The sequence below is a fragment of the Rhizobium moroccans genome (assembly GCF_057559155.1).
The window spans coordinates 203560-220217 of sequence record NZ_JBHFJG010000039.1 but is presented as its reverse complement, the minus strand read 5'-3'; the positions used below and the strand labels follow the sequence as shown (position 1 = coordinate 220217).

Genomic DNA, 16658 nt, shown 5'->3' with positions numbered 1-16658 from the left:
CCCGCGGGGCGGCGGCGGCCGCCGCAGCGGGCTCCAATGCCATGCGCATTTCCGCAAGATGCTCGATGAACTCGAAATCGAGCCCCGCCTCGCAACGCCAGCTCAAGACGTCCGAATCAAAGAAATTCCAGCTCGCGCGGTCGAGAACGCGCGTGCCGACCTTAGCTTTCGGTTCGACCAGGCGCTTGGCGGCGAGCGTCTTCATGGTTTCGCGCAGCACAGTCCGCGAGACACCGAAGCGGGCGGAAAGCTCGGCGTCGCCAGGAAGCAGGGAGCCCTCGGGGATCTTTCCAGAGACGATGGCACTGCCCAGCTCGGCCACGACATGAGCATGGCTGTTCCTGCGCTTGCGCCCTGTGATTGTCGTCTCCAGAAGTCCCATTATGCCACCAAACGTCCCTCGGCCATGCGCCTGTTTGAATACCAGATGATTCCCCGCTGCAAGACAATGAAGGCGAACAGCAGGACGCCGATCACGATCTTCGTCCACCAGGAGGACAGGGTTCCATCGAATACTATATAGGTCTGGATCAAGCCCTGGATGAGAATTCCCACGAAAGTGCCCGCCACGAGCCCTGTGCCCCCGGTCAGGAGCGTGCCGCCGATGACGACGGCGGCAATCGCGTCGAGTTCGACGCCAACCGTCGCCAGCGAATAGCCGGAGGATGTGTAAAGGGTATAGGCGATGCCGGAAAGCCCCGACAGAAAACCGGAAAGCGCATAGATGCCGATCGTGGTCGGACCGACCGGTACTCCCATCAGCTCGGCCGATTGCTGGTTGCCGCCGAGCGCGTAAACGTTCGCGCCCAAGCGGGTGCGGCCGGCGATGAAGGCGCCGATGATGAAGACCGCAAGCATCAGCATGGCCATGGCGGTCAGCCGCCCGCCGCCGGGGAAGCGGAAATAGAAGCCCTGGATGGCATCTATCATGGGATGCGAGATCGGCACCGATTCCGTCGAGATCAGATAGGCCGCGCCGCGGGCCAGGAACATGCCGGCGAGCGTCACCACGAAGGGCGGGATGGCGAGAAAGCGGATCATCGCACCCATCAGGCTGCCGAAAAGCGTGGAGATCACCAGCGCCGCTGCAAACGCCACCAGCGGATGAATTCCGAGCGAGCCGACCATCACCGCGACGAAAACGCTGGTAAAGGCGATGACCGAACCGATCGAAAGATCGATGCCGCCTGAAAGAATGACGAAGGTCATGCCGACCGCCGCGATGCCGAGAAAGGCATTATCGGTCAATAGGTTGCCGATCACGCGCGTCGACAGCATGTTCGGGAATTGTATCACGCACAAAATATAGGCGATGACGAAGATCGCGAGCGTGGCGGCGAACGGGAGATTGCGGCTGTGGATCATCGTGCCGTTCCTTCCGCCTTGGCGGCCGTGGTCTGCCGGCGCGCAGGTCTCAAAAAGCCAAGAAGACTCATGATTGCCGGTGATTGAAGCGTGAGGACCACGATGATGATTCCGGCCTTGATGATGAGATTGAACTCGGGCGGAAAGCCCGAAACCAGGATTCCGGTGTTGATCGACTGGATGATGAGCGCACCGATGAGAGAGGCGAGAATGGAGAAGCGCCCGCCATTGAGAGACGTCCCGCCGATGACGACGGCAAGGATCGCGTCCAGCTCCAGCCAGAGGCCGGCATTATTGGCGTCGGCGCCACGGATATCGGCGGTGACGATGAGACCGGCGACGGCTGCCATGATGCCGGAAACCGCATAGACGAAGAAGAGCAGGAAGCGCGCGCGGATACCGGCAAGCGTTGCAGCCCGGCGATTGATGCCCGTCGCCTCGATCAGGAAGCCGAGCGCGGAATTGCGCACCAGCAGGCCGATCAGCAATGCGGCACCGACCCAGATGAGGACCGGGATCGGAACGCCGGCAAGCGAGCCGGAGCCGATCGCGGCAAAGTCGTCATTGTTGAAGGTAAGGATGACGCCCTCGGTAATGAGCTGGGCGATGCCGCGACCTGCAACCATCAGGATAAGCGTTGCGATGATCGGCTGGATATCGAGAACCGCGACAAGCAGCCCGTTCCAGAGCCCGCAGGCGAGCCCGACACTCAGAGATACGAGGATCACATAGGGGAGGGGATAGCCGTTGCTGATAAGCGTGGCGGCTACCGCGCCGCAGATCGCGATGACCGCGCCAATCGAAAGATCGATGCCGCGGGTCGCGATGACGAGTGTCATGCCGATTGCCAGAAGCGCCACCGGTGCGGCGCGCACCAGGACGTCGATCAGGCTGCCGTAAAGCCTGCCATTCTGAAACGAGACGTTGAGAAAGCCCGGCGCTATCGCCGTGATCGCGGCGAGAATGACCGCCAGCGCTATGATCTGAGGGGCGATGCGCCTGATGCGCCTTGCGATACGGTTGATCATGCGGCCTCCGGGGTCGTAGGCGTCGCGATCGCGTGCATGATGTTATCGGCGGTCACTTCGTTGCCTCTCAGTTCGGCAACATGCCGCCGGTCGGAAAGCACGACCACTCGATGGGCGATTGCCGTCAGTTCCTCGATTTCGGAAGAGATCACGATAAGCGACATGCCGTCGGCGCAGAGCTTGCCGATCATCTTGAGGATTTCCGCATGCGCGCCGATATCGATACCGCGGGTGGGTTCGTCGAGGATGAGGAGGCGTGGGTCGGTGGCCAGCCAGCGGGCCAGGATGGCTTTCTGCTGATTGCCGCCGGAAAGGAATTTTATAGGTCGGTTGGCATCCGCGGGGCGGATATCGAGGGACTTGATGAAGCGTTCCGCAAGAGCGGCCTTCTGGCGGGAAGAGAGCGGCTTTGCCCATCCCTGGCGCGCCTGCAGGGCAAGTGCGATGTTATCGGCCACGGAAAAATCACCGATGATCCCGTCTGACTTCCGCTCTTCCGGGCAGAAACCAAAACCCTTGGAGATCGCCGCTTCCGGCGAGGTGAGCTTCACCTCGGCATCGTCGACGCTCACCGTGCCGCTGTCGGCCCGATCGATACCGAAGAGGAGAAAGGCGGTCTCGGTGCGGCCGGAGCCGAGGAGGCCGGCAATGCCCACCACCTCGCCGGGGCGGATTTCGAGATCGAAAGGCGCGACACTGCCGCGCTTGCCGTATCCTGAAAATCGGATCGGCGCCGCGCCGGGTGCTAGCGTTTCATCGCTCGCTTGCTGTTCGCGAGTGATGTGCTGCAGCTCGCGGCCGAGCATCATCGAGATCAGCTCCATGCGCGGAAGACCCGAGATATCGCGGCTGCCGACCAGCCGGCCATTGCGCAGAACGGTGACACGGTCGGCGATCGCGTAAACCTGATTGAGGAAATGGGTGATGATGATGATGCCGAGCCCTTCGTCCCGAAGCTGCCGCAATACGGCGAACACCATCTCCACTTCATGCGTATCGAGGCTGGCGGTCGGTTCGTCGAGTACCAGAACCTTGCCGGAGAGATCGACGGCGCGGGCAATCGCGACGATCTGCCGGACGGCGACAGAGTAGGAGGAGAGCAGGGCATCCACGTCGATGTCGAGACCGTAGCGCTGTAACAGAGCTCGGGCGCGGCGGCTCATCTCGCGCCGATTGACGAGGCCGAGACGGCGCGGCTGCCGGCCGAGGAAGAGATTTTCGGCGACCGTCAGGTTCTCGAGGAGGTTGACCTCCTGGTAGACGGTGCCGATTCCGAGCGTCTGGGCCTCGCCGACATTTCCCGGCGCAACGTCCGCGCCATCGAGGTGAATCGTCCCGCGATCGCGGGTGTAGACGCCGGTGAGAATCTTGATGAGCGTGGATTTTCCCGCACCGTTTTCACCGAGCAGCGCATGGATCTCTCCGCGCTTCAGGCTGAAATCAACGCTGTCGAGCGCGGCGATGCCGAGGAAGCTTTTGCCGATCCCACGCGCTTCCAGGAGGGATTGGAATTCCGACATGATCAATTCCCGCATTTGTCTGAGAAACCGGAGCGACAGTTCATATCGCTCCGGTCGTTGTGCCCGGGTCTGGTCCCGGGCAGCGGGAGATCAGTAGCCGAGGCCTTTCTTCGCCTCATAGACCTTCATCGGGTCGTCAGCGGCGGTGTAGAGCTTCGATTCGGTCTGGATCCACTTCGGCGGTTCCTTCTTGTCCTTCAAATAGGCGTCGAGGGCGTCGAATGCCGGGCCGGCCATGTTCGGCGTCAGCTCGACGGTGGCATTGGCCTCGCCGTCCGCCATTGCCTTGAAGATGTCCGGAACCGCGTCGATCGAGACGATCTTGATGTCCGAGCCAGGCTTCAGGCCAGCTTCCTTGATCGCCTGGATGGCGCCGACGGCCATGTCGTCGTTATGGGCATAGACCGCACAGATATCCTTGCCGCCGCCCTCGGCCTTGATGAAGCTTTCCATCACTTCCTTACCCTTGGTGCGGGTGAAGTCGCCGGTCTGCGAGCGCGCGATCTTGATATTGGCATGCGAGGCGATCCCTTCCTCGAAGCCCTTCTTGCGGTTGATGGCAGGCGAAGAGCCCGTCGTGCCTTGAAGCTCGACGACCTTGCAATCCTTGTCGCCGACTTCCTTGGCAAGCCATTCGCCGGCGACCTTGCCTTCATGCACCTGGTCGGAGGTGACGGCCGTGAGATAAAGATCGTCCGGCGCCTCGATCTGGCGGTCGAGCAGGATGACCGGGATATTCTCCTCCTTGGCTTCCTTCAAAACGGCATCCCAGCCGGTGGCGACCACCGGCGCGATCAGGATCGCGTCGACGCCCTGCGCGATGAAGCCGCGCACGGCCTTGATCTGGTTTTCCTGTTTCTGCTGGGCGTCGGCGAACTTCAGATCGACGCCGCGCTTTTCGGCTTCCTGCTTGGTAACGGTCGTCTCAGCGGCGCGCCAGCCGGATTCGGAACCGATCTGCGAAAAACCGACTGTAAGTGATTGCGCGGAAACGCTTGAAGCCATGCAAGTGGCGAACGCCACGGTGAGCGTCGCAAGTGCCTTTCTCATCTTTAATCCTCCCAGAGATGAAATAGCAATAACGTCGAGCAGAATGAGCATATCGTATTACTTTTGCAAGCGATATTTCCTTCAGTTTTTTCATCTCGCCGAAGTGCGCTTTAAAAGAAACTGAAATAAGCCGTTGAAACTGAATAATTATTTTTGCGATAGCTTAGCTATGAGGTGCGCGAGCCTCGCCTTTCGCCAGCTTGACAATGAAGGCAGCAATCCAATAGTGCTATTTTATATCCGCTGCAGCCAGCAGGCGTCGGCGGGAGGAGCGCGGGGCGACGTCCCGTTGGAAAAACAACGTTTTGCAGGTCGATTTCTAATGCTGCGAATTCTTCAGGTACTGGATGGCGCCGGCGCGACGAAGGTCGTCGCCTGGGATGGGCAAGGGGTGGCGCGTGTCGTCAATGGCGTTTCCTCCACTTATGATCTTGCCATGCAGGCGATCGCGGCCGGGCAATCGCTCGCCGGAAAGATCGCCGCACTGGGGCAGGCCGATGAGATCGATCTGAAGAGGGCGACGGACGAGGGGCGGCTTGCCCTGCCGGTTTCCCATCCCGATCCGGCGCATTTCATCGTCGCGGGGACGGGCCTCACGCATCTCGGCTCGGCAGATGGCCGCGACAAGATGCACAAAGCTGCTCAGTCGGCTGAAAAGCCCACCGATTCCATGCGCATGTTCCTGATGGGCGTCGAAGGTGGCAAGCCGAAGCCCGGCGAGGAGGGCGTGCAGCCCGAGTGGTTCTACAAGGGTGATGGTTCCCAACTGCGGCCGACCGGCGCCGATCTCGTTTCTCCCGCCTTCGCGCTCGACGGTGGCGAGGAGCCAGAGCTTGCCGGCATTTATATTATAGGGCCGGACGGTACGCCGTTTCGCCTCGGCTTCTGTCTTGCCAACGAATTCTCCGACCATGTGACGGAGAAGGGCAACTACCTCTGGCTCGCCCATTCCAAGCTGCGCCAGGCGGCGCTTGGGCCCGAGCTTCTGGTCGGCGATCTTCCGGACCATGTCGAGGGTACCTCGCGTGTTCGCCGCGGCAATGAGGTAATCTTCGAAAAGCCGTTTCTGTCGGGCGAGGCGAACATGTCGCACACGATCGCCAATCTGGAGCATCATAACTTCAAATATGACCTCTTCCGCCGTCCAGGCGACCTGCATGTGCACTTCTTCGGCACGGCGACCCTCTCCTTCTCGGAAGGCATCAAGACCGAGCCGGGCGACGTCTTCGAAATTTCGGCTGCACCCTTCAAGCTGCCGCTCGTCAACAAGCTTACGGTAGCGGCTGCGACCTCCGTCGCGGTGCGCAAGCTTTGAGGAGCGAAGCCATGGCGCCCATCCGTCTTGCCATTGTCGGTCTTGGGAAGATCGCGAGGGATCAGCATCTCGCCGCAATCGAGGCCACTGAAGGGGTCGAGCTGGTTGCCGTGGCAAGCCGCAATGCGTCGCTGGAAGGTGTTCCGAGCTTTCACGATATTTCGGAACTGTTGGCTTCCGACATCAAGATAGGCGCGGTGTCGCTCTGTACGCCGCCGCAGGGCCGTTTCGCCCTGGCGAAAGCGGCGCTCGACGCGGGCAAGCACGTGATGCTTGAAAAGCCGCCCGGCGCGACGATTTCGGAAGTCTTCGCGCTCGACGCGCAGGCGCAGGCGAAGGGCCTCAGCCTCTTTTCCACCTGGCACTCGCGTTCGGCTGCAGCCGTTGAGCCGGCACGCGCACTTTTGGCCGAGCGCACGATCCGCAAGGTTCATGTGGAGTGGAAGGAAGACGTTCGCCACTGGCATCCGGGTCAGGATTGGATCTGGGAACCGGGCGGCCTCGGCGTCTTCGATCCCGGTATCAACGCGCTGTCCATCGTCACGCGCATCATGCCGGAAAGTTTCCACCTCGTTCGTTCCGACCTGTCCTTCCCCGAAAATCGGGCCGCCCCGATCGCGGCAAACCTTGCATTCGAAACCGCGTCAGGCTTGCCTGTAACGGCGGAGTTCGACTGGCGGCAGACCGGTCCGCAGACCTGGGATATCCGCGTCGAGACCGACGAGGGCCCGGTGGTGCTGACCCATGGCGGCAGCCGGCTTTCGGTTGACGGCAAGGACCAGATCGTCGAAGAAGATCGCGAATACCGCAATCTCTATCGGCATTTCGTCTCGCTTGTCGGCGAGCGCCGTAGCGATGCGGATTTTTCACCGCTCGTCCATGTGGCCGACGCCTTTATGCTCGGCCGCCGCCATGTCGTCGAGGCGTTCGACGACTGACGCCCCTTATCTACCCGCTATCACGAGACCGAGACCGATGAGCAATTCAGAGAACCTGCCTTCAACCGAGATCGCCGAAACGAACGCGAAGCGCGGAGAAGTGCGCAAGCTGCGCTCGCGCGCATGGTTCGACAATCCGGCCAATGCCGACATGACGGCGCTCTATCTCGAGCGCTACATGAACTTCGGCCTCAGCCAGGCCGAATTACAGTCGGACCGGCCGATCATCGGCATCGCCCAGACAGGTTCGGATCTCTCCCCGTGCAACCGGCATCACCTTGAGCTTGCCAAGCGCCTGCGTGAGGGGATCCGCGAAGCGGGTGGCATCGCCATCGAGTTTCCGGTTCATCCGATCCAAGAGACAGGAAAGCGCCCGACCGCCGGTCTCGACCGCAATCTTGCCTATCTCGGCCTCGTGGAAGTGCTCTACGGCTATCCGCTCGACGGCGTTGTGCTGACGATTGGTTGCGACAAGACCACGCCGGCCTGTCTCATGGCGGCGGCCACCGTCAACATTCCCGCGATCGCGCTCTCCGTCGGCCCCATGCTGAACGGCTGGTTCCGCGGCGAACGCACCGGTTCCGGCACCATCGTCTGGAAGGCTCGTGAACTTCTCGCCAAGGGCGAGATCGACTATGCCGGCTTCGTGAAGCTCGTTGCCTCGTCGGCGCCGTCCACCGGCTACTGCAACACCATGGGCACGGCCACCACCATGAACTCGCTTGCCGAAGCGCTCGGCATGCAGCTTCCCGGTTCCGCCGCCATCCCGGCGCCTTATCGCGACCGTCAGGAGGTTTCCTACCTGACCGGTCTCAGGATCGTGGAAATGGTGAAAGAGGACCTGAAGCCCTCCGACATCATGACGAGGGAAGCCTTCATCAATGCCATCCGCGTCAATTCGGCGATCGGCGGCTCGACCAATGCCCCGATCCACCTGAACGGCCTCGCGCGCCACATGGGCGTCGAGCTCAGCGTAGACGACTGGCAGAAGTACGGCGAAGAGGTTCCGCTGCTCGTCAACCTGCAGCCGGCCGGCGAATATCTCGGCGAGGACTACTATCACGCCGGCGGCGTTCCGGCCGTCGTCAACCAGCTCATGGGCCAGGGCCTCATCCATGAGGACGCCATGACGGTGAACGGCAAGACGATCGGCGAGAATTGCCGCGGCGCTATCATCGAGGACGAGAAGGTCATTCGTCCTTACGAGCAGCCGCTCAAGGAGCGCGCGGGCTTCCGCGTGCTGCGCGGCAACCTGTTCTCCTCGGCGATCATGAAGACCAGCGTCATTTCGCCGGAGTTCCGTAACCGCTATCTCTCGAATCCGAACGATCCGGATGCCTTCGAGGGCCGTGCCGTGGTGTTCGACGGACCGGAGGATTACCACAAGCGTATCGACGATCCGTCGCTCGGTATCGACGCCAACACCGTCCTCTTCATGCGCGGGGCCGGCCCGATCGGCTATCCGGGCGCGGCGGAAGTCGTGAACATGCGCGCGCCCGACTACCTGCTCAAGGAAGGCGTCACGTCGCTGCCCTGCATTGGCGATGGCCGCCAGTCGGGCACGTCCGGCAGCCCTTCGATCCTCAACGCCTCGCCCGAAGCGGCGGCCGGCGGCGGGCTTGCGCTGCTCAAGACCGGCGACCGCGTCCGCATCGATGTCGGCCGTGGCAAGGCGGACATCCTGATCTCGGACGAGGAGCTTTCCGCGCGTCGCAAGGAACTTGAGGCGCAGGGCGGTTATCATTATCCGAAGCATCAGACGCCGTGGCAGGAAATCCAGCGCGGCATCGTCAGCCAGATGGAGACGGGCGCGGTTCTCGAGCCCGCCGTGAAATACCAGCGGATCGCACAGACGGAAGGAATTCCGCGCGACAACCACTGAGTTGGAAAAAGGCGGTGGCAGAAGCGGCCGCCTATAACTCGGCAGGCTCAGAGGGAGCCGAGCCAAAAGGAGGAGAAGTCATGAAACTGCTGAAATATCTGACGGCCGCAGCAATGCTGGCCTCGGCGGCTCTGGCAATGCCGGCCGCCGCGCAGGACAAGGGTCTGGTCGGCGTCGCGATGCCCACCAAGTCCTCGGCTCGCTGGATCGCCGATGGCGACAATATGGTGAAGGTGCTGCAGGAGCGCGGCTACCAGACCGATCTCCAGTACGCGGAAGACGATATTCCGAACCAGCTGTCGCAGATCGAGAACATGATCACCAAGGGTGCCAAGGTGCTCGTGGTTGCATCGATCGACGGCACGACGCTGTCCGACGTGCTGCAGCAGGCAGCCGATCAGGGTATCAAGGTCATCGCCTATGACCGCCTGATCCGCGATACGCCGAATGTCGACTACTACGCCACCTTCGACAACTTCCAGGTCGGCGTGCTGCAGGCGCAGTCGATCGTGAAGGCACTCAAGGCCGATACTGAAGCAGGCCCCTTCAACATCGAGCTCTTCGGTGGCTCGCCGGACGACAACAATGCCTACTTCTTCTACGATGGCGCGATGAGCGTGCTGCAGCCGCTGATCGACAAGGGCACCCTCGTCGTCGGCAGTGGTCAGACCGGCATGGATAAGGTTGCTACCCTTCGCTGGGACCCGGCAACTGCGCAGGCCCGTATGGATGCTATCCTTTCGTCGACCTATTCCGATAAGAAACTGGATGCCGTTCTGTCTCCTTATGACGGTCTCTCGATCGGTATCCTGTCTTCGCTGAAGGGCGTCGGCTACGGCTCTGGCGACATGCCGATGCCGTACGTTTCCGGTCAGGATGCTGAAGTCCCGTCGGTCAAGTCGATCATCGCGGGCGAGCAGGGTTCCACCATCTTCAAGGACACCCGCGATCTCGCCAAGGTGACGGTCGACATGGTCGATGCCGTGATGAGCGGCAAGGAGCCGGAGGTTAACGACACCAAGACCTACAACAACGGTGTCAAAGTCGTCCCGTCCTACCTGCTGAAGCCGGTCGCTATCGACAAGACCAACTGGCAGACGCTCGTCGAAGCTGGTTACTACACCGAAGACCAGCTGAAGTAATTTTGAAAGGCCGCGCGGTTTAAGGACCGCGCGGCCCATTTTCTGTTGGGAGTGGGTCATGCTTGATCCCGTATTATCTGCGGTGGAAAAACCGCCCATTCTCGAAATGCGCGGCATTTCGAAGAGCTTCGGCGCCGTCAAGGCGCTTTCGGACGTCAGCTTCACCGTCAAGGAAGGCGAGATCCACGCGCTCGTTGGCGAAAACGGCGCCGGAAAGTCGACCCTGATGAAGGTTCTATCGGGTGTCCACCCGCATGGCGCCTATGAGGGCTCCATCCTTTTCGACGGTGAAGAGCGTCGTTTCCGCGACATCAACGATTCCGAAAAGCTCGGCATCATCATCATCCATCAGGAGCTCGCGCTCATTCCGCTGATGTCGATCGCCGAGAACATCTTTCTCGCCAATGCGCCGTCAAAATTCGGCGTGATCGACCGCGATATCCGCTACGTCCGCACCAAGGAATTGCTTGCAAAGGTTGGCCTCACCGAGGCACCGGAAACGCTGATTACCAATCTCGGCGTCGGCAAGCAGCAGCTGGTCGAGATCGCCAAGGCCTTGTCCAAGGACGTGCGCCTCCTGATCCTCGATGAGCCGACTGCGTCGCTCAACGAAACAGACAGTGCGGCATTGCTTGAGCTCTTGAAGGAGTTCCGCCGCCACGGCATCACCTCGATCATGATCAGCCACAAGCTGAACGAGATTACCGAGGTCGCCGACCGCATCACCGTCCTGCGCGATGGCAAGACAGTTGGCACGCTTGATTGCCACGAAGGCGCAGTCGACGAGGACGAGATCGTGCGCCGCATGGTCGATCGTGATCTCGAAAGCCGCTATCCGAAGCGCACGCCGAAGATCGGCGACGTGATCTTCGAGGTCGAGAACTGGTCCGTACACCATCCGCAGCATGTGCATCGCAAGGTCGTCAAGAATGTTTCGATGAAGGTCCGTGCCGGCGAAGTCGTCGGCATTTCCGGCCTTATGGGGGCAGGGCGCACCGAGTTTGCCATGAGCGTATTCGGCAAGGCCTGGGGCCGCGATATTTCCGGCACGGTCAAGATCCACGGCAAGGAAGTCGATACGTCGAATGTCCACCGCGCCATCAAGGCAGGGCTGGCCTATGTCACGGAAGACCGAAAGCAGCTGGGGCTGATTCTTGCGGAAGACATCCGCAAGAATATCTCGCTTGCTCATCTGGGCGGTGTATCGACCGGCGGCGTGATAGACGACATCAAGGAAATGAAGGTGGCACAGGAATTCCGCACCCGTATGCGGATCCGCAGCCACAACGTCTATCAGGAAACCGGCAAGCTTTCTGGCGGCAACCAGCAGAAGGTTGTGCTGTCGAAATGGCTGTTCACAGGTCCGGATATCCTGATCCTCGACGAGCCGACGCGTGGCATCGATGTCGGCGCCAAATACGAAATCTATTCCATCATCAACGAACTTGCGGATGCCGGTAAAGCTGTCATCGTGATCTCGTCGGAAATGCCTGAGCTCATTGGCACCTGCGACAGGATCATGGTCATGCACGAAGGCGAATTCGTCGGCGAAGTCGCCGGCGAAGAGGCAACGCAGGAAAATATCATGCGCGCCATCATGCGCCGCAAGGGGAATTAATCATGAGCACTCCACAGGAAGCAATTTCAGCTCCCAAGAGGGGGACCGGTTTCTGGAAGGACAATCTTCGCGATTACGGCATGCTGATCTCGCTGGTTGTGATCGTCATCTTCTTCCAGATCGCCACCGGCGGTATTCTACTCAGGCCGCTCAACGTCACCAATATCGTGCTGCAAAACAGCTATATCGTCATCATGGCGCTCGGCATGCTGATGGTGATCGTGACGGGCCATATCGACCTGTCCGTCGGCTCCGTCGCCGGCTTCATCGGCGGTCTCGCCGGCCTGCTGATGGTCAGATGGGGCGTCAATCTGCCAGCTGCCATCTTCATCTGCCTGGCTGTCGGCGGCTTGATCGGCGCCATTCAGGGCTATTTCGTCGCCTATTTCAAGATACCGTCGTTCATCGTGACGCTTGCGGGCATGCTGGTCTTCCGCGGTTTCATGATCGCCATTCTCGGCAGCCAGGCGATCGGGCCGTTCCCGCCGATCTTCCAGAAGCTGTCCTCCGGTTATGTGGCCGAGCTGATCTCCGCGGGTACCGGTTTTTACGCGACCTCGTTCATCGTCGGCCTGATCCTCGCTGCCTTCCTGATCTGGCAGAACTTCAAAAACCGCTCGCGGCGCATTGCACATGATGTGGAAAGCGAGCCTTTCGGCTTCTTCGTCGCCAAGAACATTCTCGTCTTTGCTGCGATCGCTTACGTCGCTTACCTGATTTCTTCGCATCGTGGTCTGCCCAACGTTCTGATCATCATGGCGGTGCTGATCGTTGCCTACGGCTTCTTCACCAATCGCACCATCATCGGCAGGCAGATCTATGCCGTTGGCGGCAATGCCCGCGCAGCGGAGCTTTCCGGCATCAAGGCCACGCGTCTGGTATTCTGGACCTTCGTCAACATGGGCGTGCTGGCGGCTCTCGCGGGTCTCGTCGTTGCCGCCCGCTTGAACAGTGCCACGCCGAAGGCCGGCACGGGCTTTGAGCTCGACGTTATCGCCGCCTGCTTCATTGGTGGTGCATCCGCCTATGGCGGCGTCGGCAAGGTGACGGGTGCCGTCATCGGCGCGTTCCTGATGGGCGTGATGAACAACGGCATGTCGATCCTCGGTATCGGCATCGACTACCAGCAGGTCATCAAGGGCTTGGTGCTGCTCGGCGCCGTCTGCGTCGACGTCTATAACCAAAGGCGATAAGCAGCGCGCTTGAACGGTTGAATGCGGCCGGCTGAAAAGCCGGCCGTTGTTTTTGCGGTCTTCAGATCGAGATTTTAGCAAGCTCGCCCTGAACCCTGAGCAGGGCCGGGAGATATTTTTTGGCGATCTCCTGCATCGGTTCCTGGTTTGCAGGAAGGCCGACATTGAGCGCTGCGATGGTCTGGCCACGGGCGTCGAAGAGCGGGACCGCCAGCGATCGCAGGCCGATTTCCACCTCCTGATCGATCTGCGCATAACCCCGCGCTCGCGTTGCCGCGAGCTCGCGCATCAGCGCTTCGATATCTGTCAGTGTCTTCTCCGTTCTTGCGATGAGCGGTTTGGCTGAAAGGATCTGCCGCGCCCTTTGCTCGTCGAGCGCAGCAAGCAGCACCCGTCCCATGGATGTGCAATAGGCCGGAAGCCTGGAGCCTGGCATGAGCGCAATGGACATGACCCGCTGCTGGGCCGCGCGGGCAACATAGACGATCTCCCCTTCGTCAAGGATGGAGACGGAGGTGCTCTGACCGATTTCCTGCGAAAGCCGGTCGAGCCATGGCTGCACGAGCCGCGGCAGCGGCATGGTGGCGAGACAGCCCGTACCCAGTCTCAAGACGCGCGGTGTGATCGTGAAGAATTTGCCGTCGTAATCCGCATAGCCGAGTTCGGCCAACGTCAGTAGGCAACGCCGGGCCGTCGCTCGGTCCAACCCGGCAATTTCGGCGGTTTCGGAGATGCTGAGACGCGGGCGCTCGGCGCTGAAGGCTTCTATGACCTTCAAGCCCTTGGCGAGGCTCCCCATCATGTCGCGCTCTTTCATCTGCGTGGCTGCCTTTTTGTGCGATATTCGAACAAAGTACATATAGCGCACAAATTGATTGCCGTCGATGATCCTCCGCCGTATTTCTGAGCTTGTGGACTGCGCGGCTTGGCAGGCCATAAATGGGAGAAGACCAGATGGACAAAACAATCGGGAGCCTGGCGGAAGCTGTGGCCGGCATAGGTGATGGTGCCACGATCATGATCGGCGGCTTCGGCGGCTCCGGCGCGCCGATCGAACTCATCCATGCCTTGATCGACAGGGGACCTAGGGGGCTCACGGTCATCAACAACAACGCGGGCAATGGCCGGATCGGCATCGCGGCGATGATCGACGCCGGCATGGTCCAGAAGATGATCTGCTCCTTCCCCCGTTCCTCCGATCCGCGCGCCTTCACGGAAAAATACCTCGCCGGCGAGATCGAGCTTGAATTGGTTCCACAGGGGACGCTTGCAGAACGCATACGCGCCGGCGGCGCCGGCATCCCAGCCTTCTACACGCCGACGAGCTACGGCACCGAACTTGCGGAGGGTAAACCGATCGCCGAGTTCGACGGTCGGAAATATGTGCAGGAACGTTGGCTGAAGGCCGACTTCGCGATCATCAAGGCGCATGTCGGCGATACCCACGGCAACCTCATCTACAACAAGGCGGGTCGCAATTTTAACCCGCTGATGTGCATGGCGGCGGAAAAGACGATCGTCCAGGTTTCGAAGATCGTGTCGCCGGGAGGCATAGACCCGGAGCAGGTCGTAACTCCTGGCATCTTCGTCGATCATGTCGTCGAAGTGGCCGACCCGCAGCAGGAAGAAGAACTCATCCAGGCCGGAGTGGCATACGTATGATCCCCGATACGAACGCAATCGAGACCCGAGAAGACATCAAGCTTTCCAATGCGCAGATCGCCTGGCGCGCGGCGCAGGACATCGCAGATGGCGCCTATGTCAATCTTGGCATAGGTTTTCCGGAAATGGTGGCTCGTTACCAGCCGCCGGGCCGGGAAGTGATCTTCCACACGGAAAACGGCATTTTGAACTTCGGCGAAGCGCCGCCGAAGGGCGAGGAAGACTGGGATCTGATCAATGCCGGCAAGAAGGCCGTCACGCTGAAGCCGGGTGCTGCCTTCTTCCACCATGCAGACAGCTTTGCCATGGTGCGTGGCGGTCACCTCGACGTCGCCATCCTGGGAGCCTATCAGGTGGCGCAAAACGGAGACCTCGCCAATTGGCGCGTGGGCAGCAAGGGTGTGCCGGCCGTCGGCGGTGCGATGGACCTCGTGCACGGCGCCAAACAGGTCTTCGTCATCACCGAGCATGTGGCAAAGAACGGTGAGCCGAAATTGGTGGAGAAATGCACGTTTCCACTGACCGGCGTCGGCTGCATCACGCGCGTCTATACCAGCCATGCGGTGGTGGATATCAAGGACGGCCATTTCGTGCTGCGCGAGAAGCTGCCTGCCATGACGATAGAGGAACTGCAGGCTATGACTGGTGCGCCATTACACGTGGAAGGCGCGGTGGCCGACCTCGTCGTGCCGGAGCTTTGAGGAGGACGCCATGACCGAAGCCTATATCTGCGATTATATCCGTACGCCCATCGGCCGCTTTGGTGGGTCGCTTTCCTCCGTCCGTGCCGACGATCTTGGGGCCATTCCCATCAAAGCGCTGATGGAACGCAATGCCAAGGTGGATTGGGAGGCAATCGAGGACGTCATCTTCGGCTGCGCCAATCAGGCGGGGGAGGACAACCGCAATGTCGCACGCATGTCGCTGTTACTGGCGGGTCTTCCCGTCTCCGTGACCGGAACCACGATCAACCGCCTTTGCGGCTCGGGCATGGATGCGGTGATTACCGCTGCCCGCACTATCAAATCCGGCGAAGCCGAGCTTATGATCGCTGGCGGCGTGGAGAGCATGAGCCGCGCGCCGTTCGTCATGCCGAAGGCAGAAACTGCCTTTTCGCGCAATGCGGAGATCTACGACACGACGATCGGCTGGCGTTTCATCAACCCGCTGATGAAGAAGCAATATGGCGTGGATTCCATGCCGGAGACGGGCGAGAACGTCGCGGAAGACTTCAAGGTGAGCCGCGAAGACCAGGATGAATTTGCCCTTCGTAGTCAGGCGAAGGCCGCCGCCGCACAGGCAAACGGTCGTCTGGCGAGGGAAATGACTTCTGTGACGATCCCGCAGCGCAAGGGCGATCCGGTCGTGGTCGAGAAGGACGAACATCCGCGCGTAACGACGATCGAGGCGCTGGGCAAATTAGGTACGCCCTTCAAGAGGGAGGGCGGTACGGTGACGGCGGGCAATGCCTCCGGTGTCAATGATGGCGCCGCCGCACTCATCATCGCCTCGGAAGCCGCGGCAAGGAAGCACGGTCTGACGCCGATCGCGCGTATCCTTGGTGGTGCGACGGCAGGCGTCCCTCCACGGATCATGGGTATTGGCCCGGCACCGGCCTCACAGAAACTGATGGCGCGCCTCGGGCTTACGCAGGGCCGGTTCGACGTGATCGAACTCAACGAGGCCTTCGCCAGCCAGGGCCTCGCCACGCTGCGCCAGCTCGGCATTGCCGACGATGACGTTCGCGTCAACAAGAACGGCGGCGCGATCGCGCTCGGCCATCCACTCGGCATGTCGGGCGCTCGCATCACCGGCACGGCCGCACTCGAACTGCAGCTTTCCGGCGGCAGGTTCGCACTCGCCACCATGTGCATCGGCGTTGGTCAAGGCATCTCGATCGCGCTCGAACGGGTGTAAACCAAGGACGGCCGGCACCCCCCCCCCC

At 60.9% G+C, this 16658-nt stretch carries 15 protein-coding genes; 9 read left to right on the top strand and 6 right to left on the bottom strand.

Annotation, left to right across the window (positions count from 1 at the left end; genetic code table 11):
- The 5 genes from ACE04I_RS18735 to ytfQ form a co-directional block, all read right to left on the bottom strand.
- A partial coding sequence (locus tag ACE04I_RS18735) for a FadR/GntR family transcriptional regulator (protein WP_487207467.1) occupies positions 1–382 on the bottom strand: 382 nt, incomplete at its 3' end.
- Complete coding sequence (yjfF, locus tag ACE04I_RS18730) at positions 382–1365, bottom strand: galactofuranose ABC transporter, permease protein YjfF (protein WP_487207466.1); 984 nt, start codon at positions 1363–1365, stop codon at positions 382–384. The genes ACE04I_RS18735 and yjfF, both read right to left, overlap by 1 nt.
- A complete protein-coding gene (locus tag ACE04I_RS18725) occupies positions 1362–2393 on the bottom strand; it encodes an ABC transporter permease (RefSeq protein ID WP_046793494.1) in 1032 nt (343 codons plus the stop codon). Before ACE04I_RS18725 ends, yjfF begins: the two co-directional genes overlap by 4 nt.
- Positions 2390–3913: a sugar ABC transporter ATP-binding protein gene (locus ACE04I_RS18720; protein WP_487207465.1), complete on the bottom strand. Its 1524-nt coding sequence runs from the start codon at positions 3911–3913 to the stop codon at positions 2390–2392. Before ACE04I_RS18720 ends, ACE04I_RS18725 begins: the two co-directional genes overlap by 4 nt.
- Before the next feature lie 90 nt (positions 3914–4003).
- Positions 4004–4963 carry a galactofuranose ABC transporter, galactofuranose-binding protein YtfQ gene (gene ytfQ / locus ACE04I_RS18715; RefSeq protein ID WP_046793493.1) on the bottom strand — a complete coding sequence of 320 codons (960 nt, stop codon included), beginning with the start codon at positions 4961–4963 and terminating at the stop codon, positions 4004–4006.
- Positions 4964–5285: 322 nt separating this feature from the next.
- Between ytfQ and araD1 the strand changes: the two genes are divergently transcribed.
- The 6 genes from araD1 to mmsB all read left to right on the top strand — a co-directional run bounded on the left by araD1 (position 5286) and on the right by mmsB (position 13051).
- Complete coding sequence (gene araD1, locus ACE04I_RS18710; RefSeq protein ID WP_046793492.1) at positions 5286–6278, top strand: AraD1 family protein; 993 nt, start codon at positions 5286–5288, stop codon at positions 6276–6278.
- A gap of 11 nt (positions 6279–6289) precedes the next feature.
- Complete coding sequence (locus ACE04I_RS18705) at positions 6290–7216, top strand: Gfo/Idh/MocA family protein (protein ID WP_046793491.1); 927 nt, start codon at positions 6290–6292, stop codon at positions 7214–7216.
- 37 nt (positions 7217–7253) lie between these two features.
- On the top strand, positions 7254–9098 hold the full coding sequence (locus tag ACE04I_RS18700; RefSeq protein ID WP_082118276.1) for an IlvD/Edd family dehydratase: 1845 nt from the start codon (positions 7254–7256) through the stop codon (positions 9096–9098).
- 80 nt (positions 9099–9178) lie between these two features.
- Positions 9179–10240: a multiple monosaccharide ABC transporter substrate-binding protein gene (gene chvE, locus ACE04I_RS18695; protein WP_046793490.1), complete on the top strand. Its 1062-nt coding sequence runs from the start codon at positions 9179–9181 to the stop codon at positions 10238–10240.
- Between the two features lie 58 nt (positions 10241–10298).
- Entirely contained in the window at positions 10299–11858 is a 1560-nt protein-coding gene (mmsA, locus tag ACE04I_RS18690) for a multiple monosaccharide ABC transporter ATP-binding protein (protein ID WP_046793489.1), read from the top strand.
- A gap of 2 nt (positions 11859–11860) precedes the next feature.
- Entirely contained in the window at positions 11861–13051 is a 1191-nt protein-coding gene (gene mmsB / locus ACE04I_RS18685; protein ID WP_046793488.1) for a multiple monosaccharide ABC transporter permease, read from the top strand.
- A gap of 61 nt (positions 13052–13112) precedes the next feature.
- On the opposite strand, the gene ACE04I_RS18680 is transcribed toward mmsB, so the two are convergent.
- Positions 13113–13868, bottom strand: a complete 756-nt coding sequence (locus ACE04I_RS18680) for an IclR family transcriptional regulator (protein ID WP_046793726.1) — start codon at positions 13866–13868, stop codon at positions 13113–13115.
- Between the two features lie 137 nt (positions 13869–14005).
- Here ACE04I_RS18680 and ACE04I_RS18675 point away from each other — a divergent pair, with 137 nt between their 5' ends.
- From ACE04I_RS18675 to pcaF, 3 genes are read left to right on the top strand one after another with little or no spacing between them, the layout of a single operon-like run.
- A complete protein-coding gene (locus ACE04I_RS18675) occupies positions 14006–14713 on the top strand; it encodes a 3-oxoacid CoA-transferase subunit A (RefSeq protein ID WP_487207464.1) in 708 nt (235 codons plus the stop codon).
- Complete coding sequence (locus tag ACE04I_RS18670) at positions 14710–15414, top strand: CoA transferase subunit B (protein ID WP_046793486.1); 705 nt, start codon at positions 14710–14712, stop codon at positions 15412–15414. Before ACE04I_RS18675 ends, ACE04I_RS18670 begins: the two co-directional genes overlap by 4 nt.
- A gap of 10 nt (positions 15415–15424) precedes the next feature.
- Positions 15425–16630: a 3-oxoadipyl-CoA thiolase gene (gene pcaF / locus ACE04I_RS18665; RefSeq protein ID WP_046793485.1), complete on the top strand. Its 1206-nt coding sequence runs from the start codon at positions 15425–15427 to the stop codon at positions 16628–16630.
- The last annotated feature ends 28 nt before the right edge of the window (positions 16631–16658 follow it).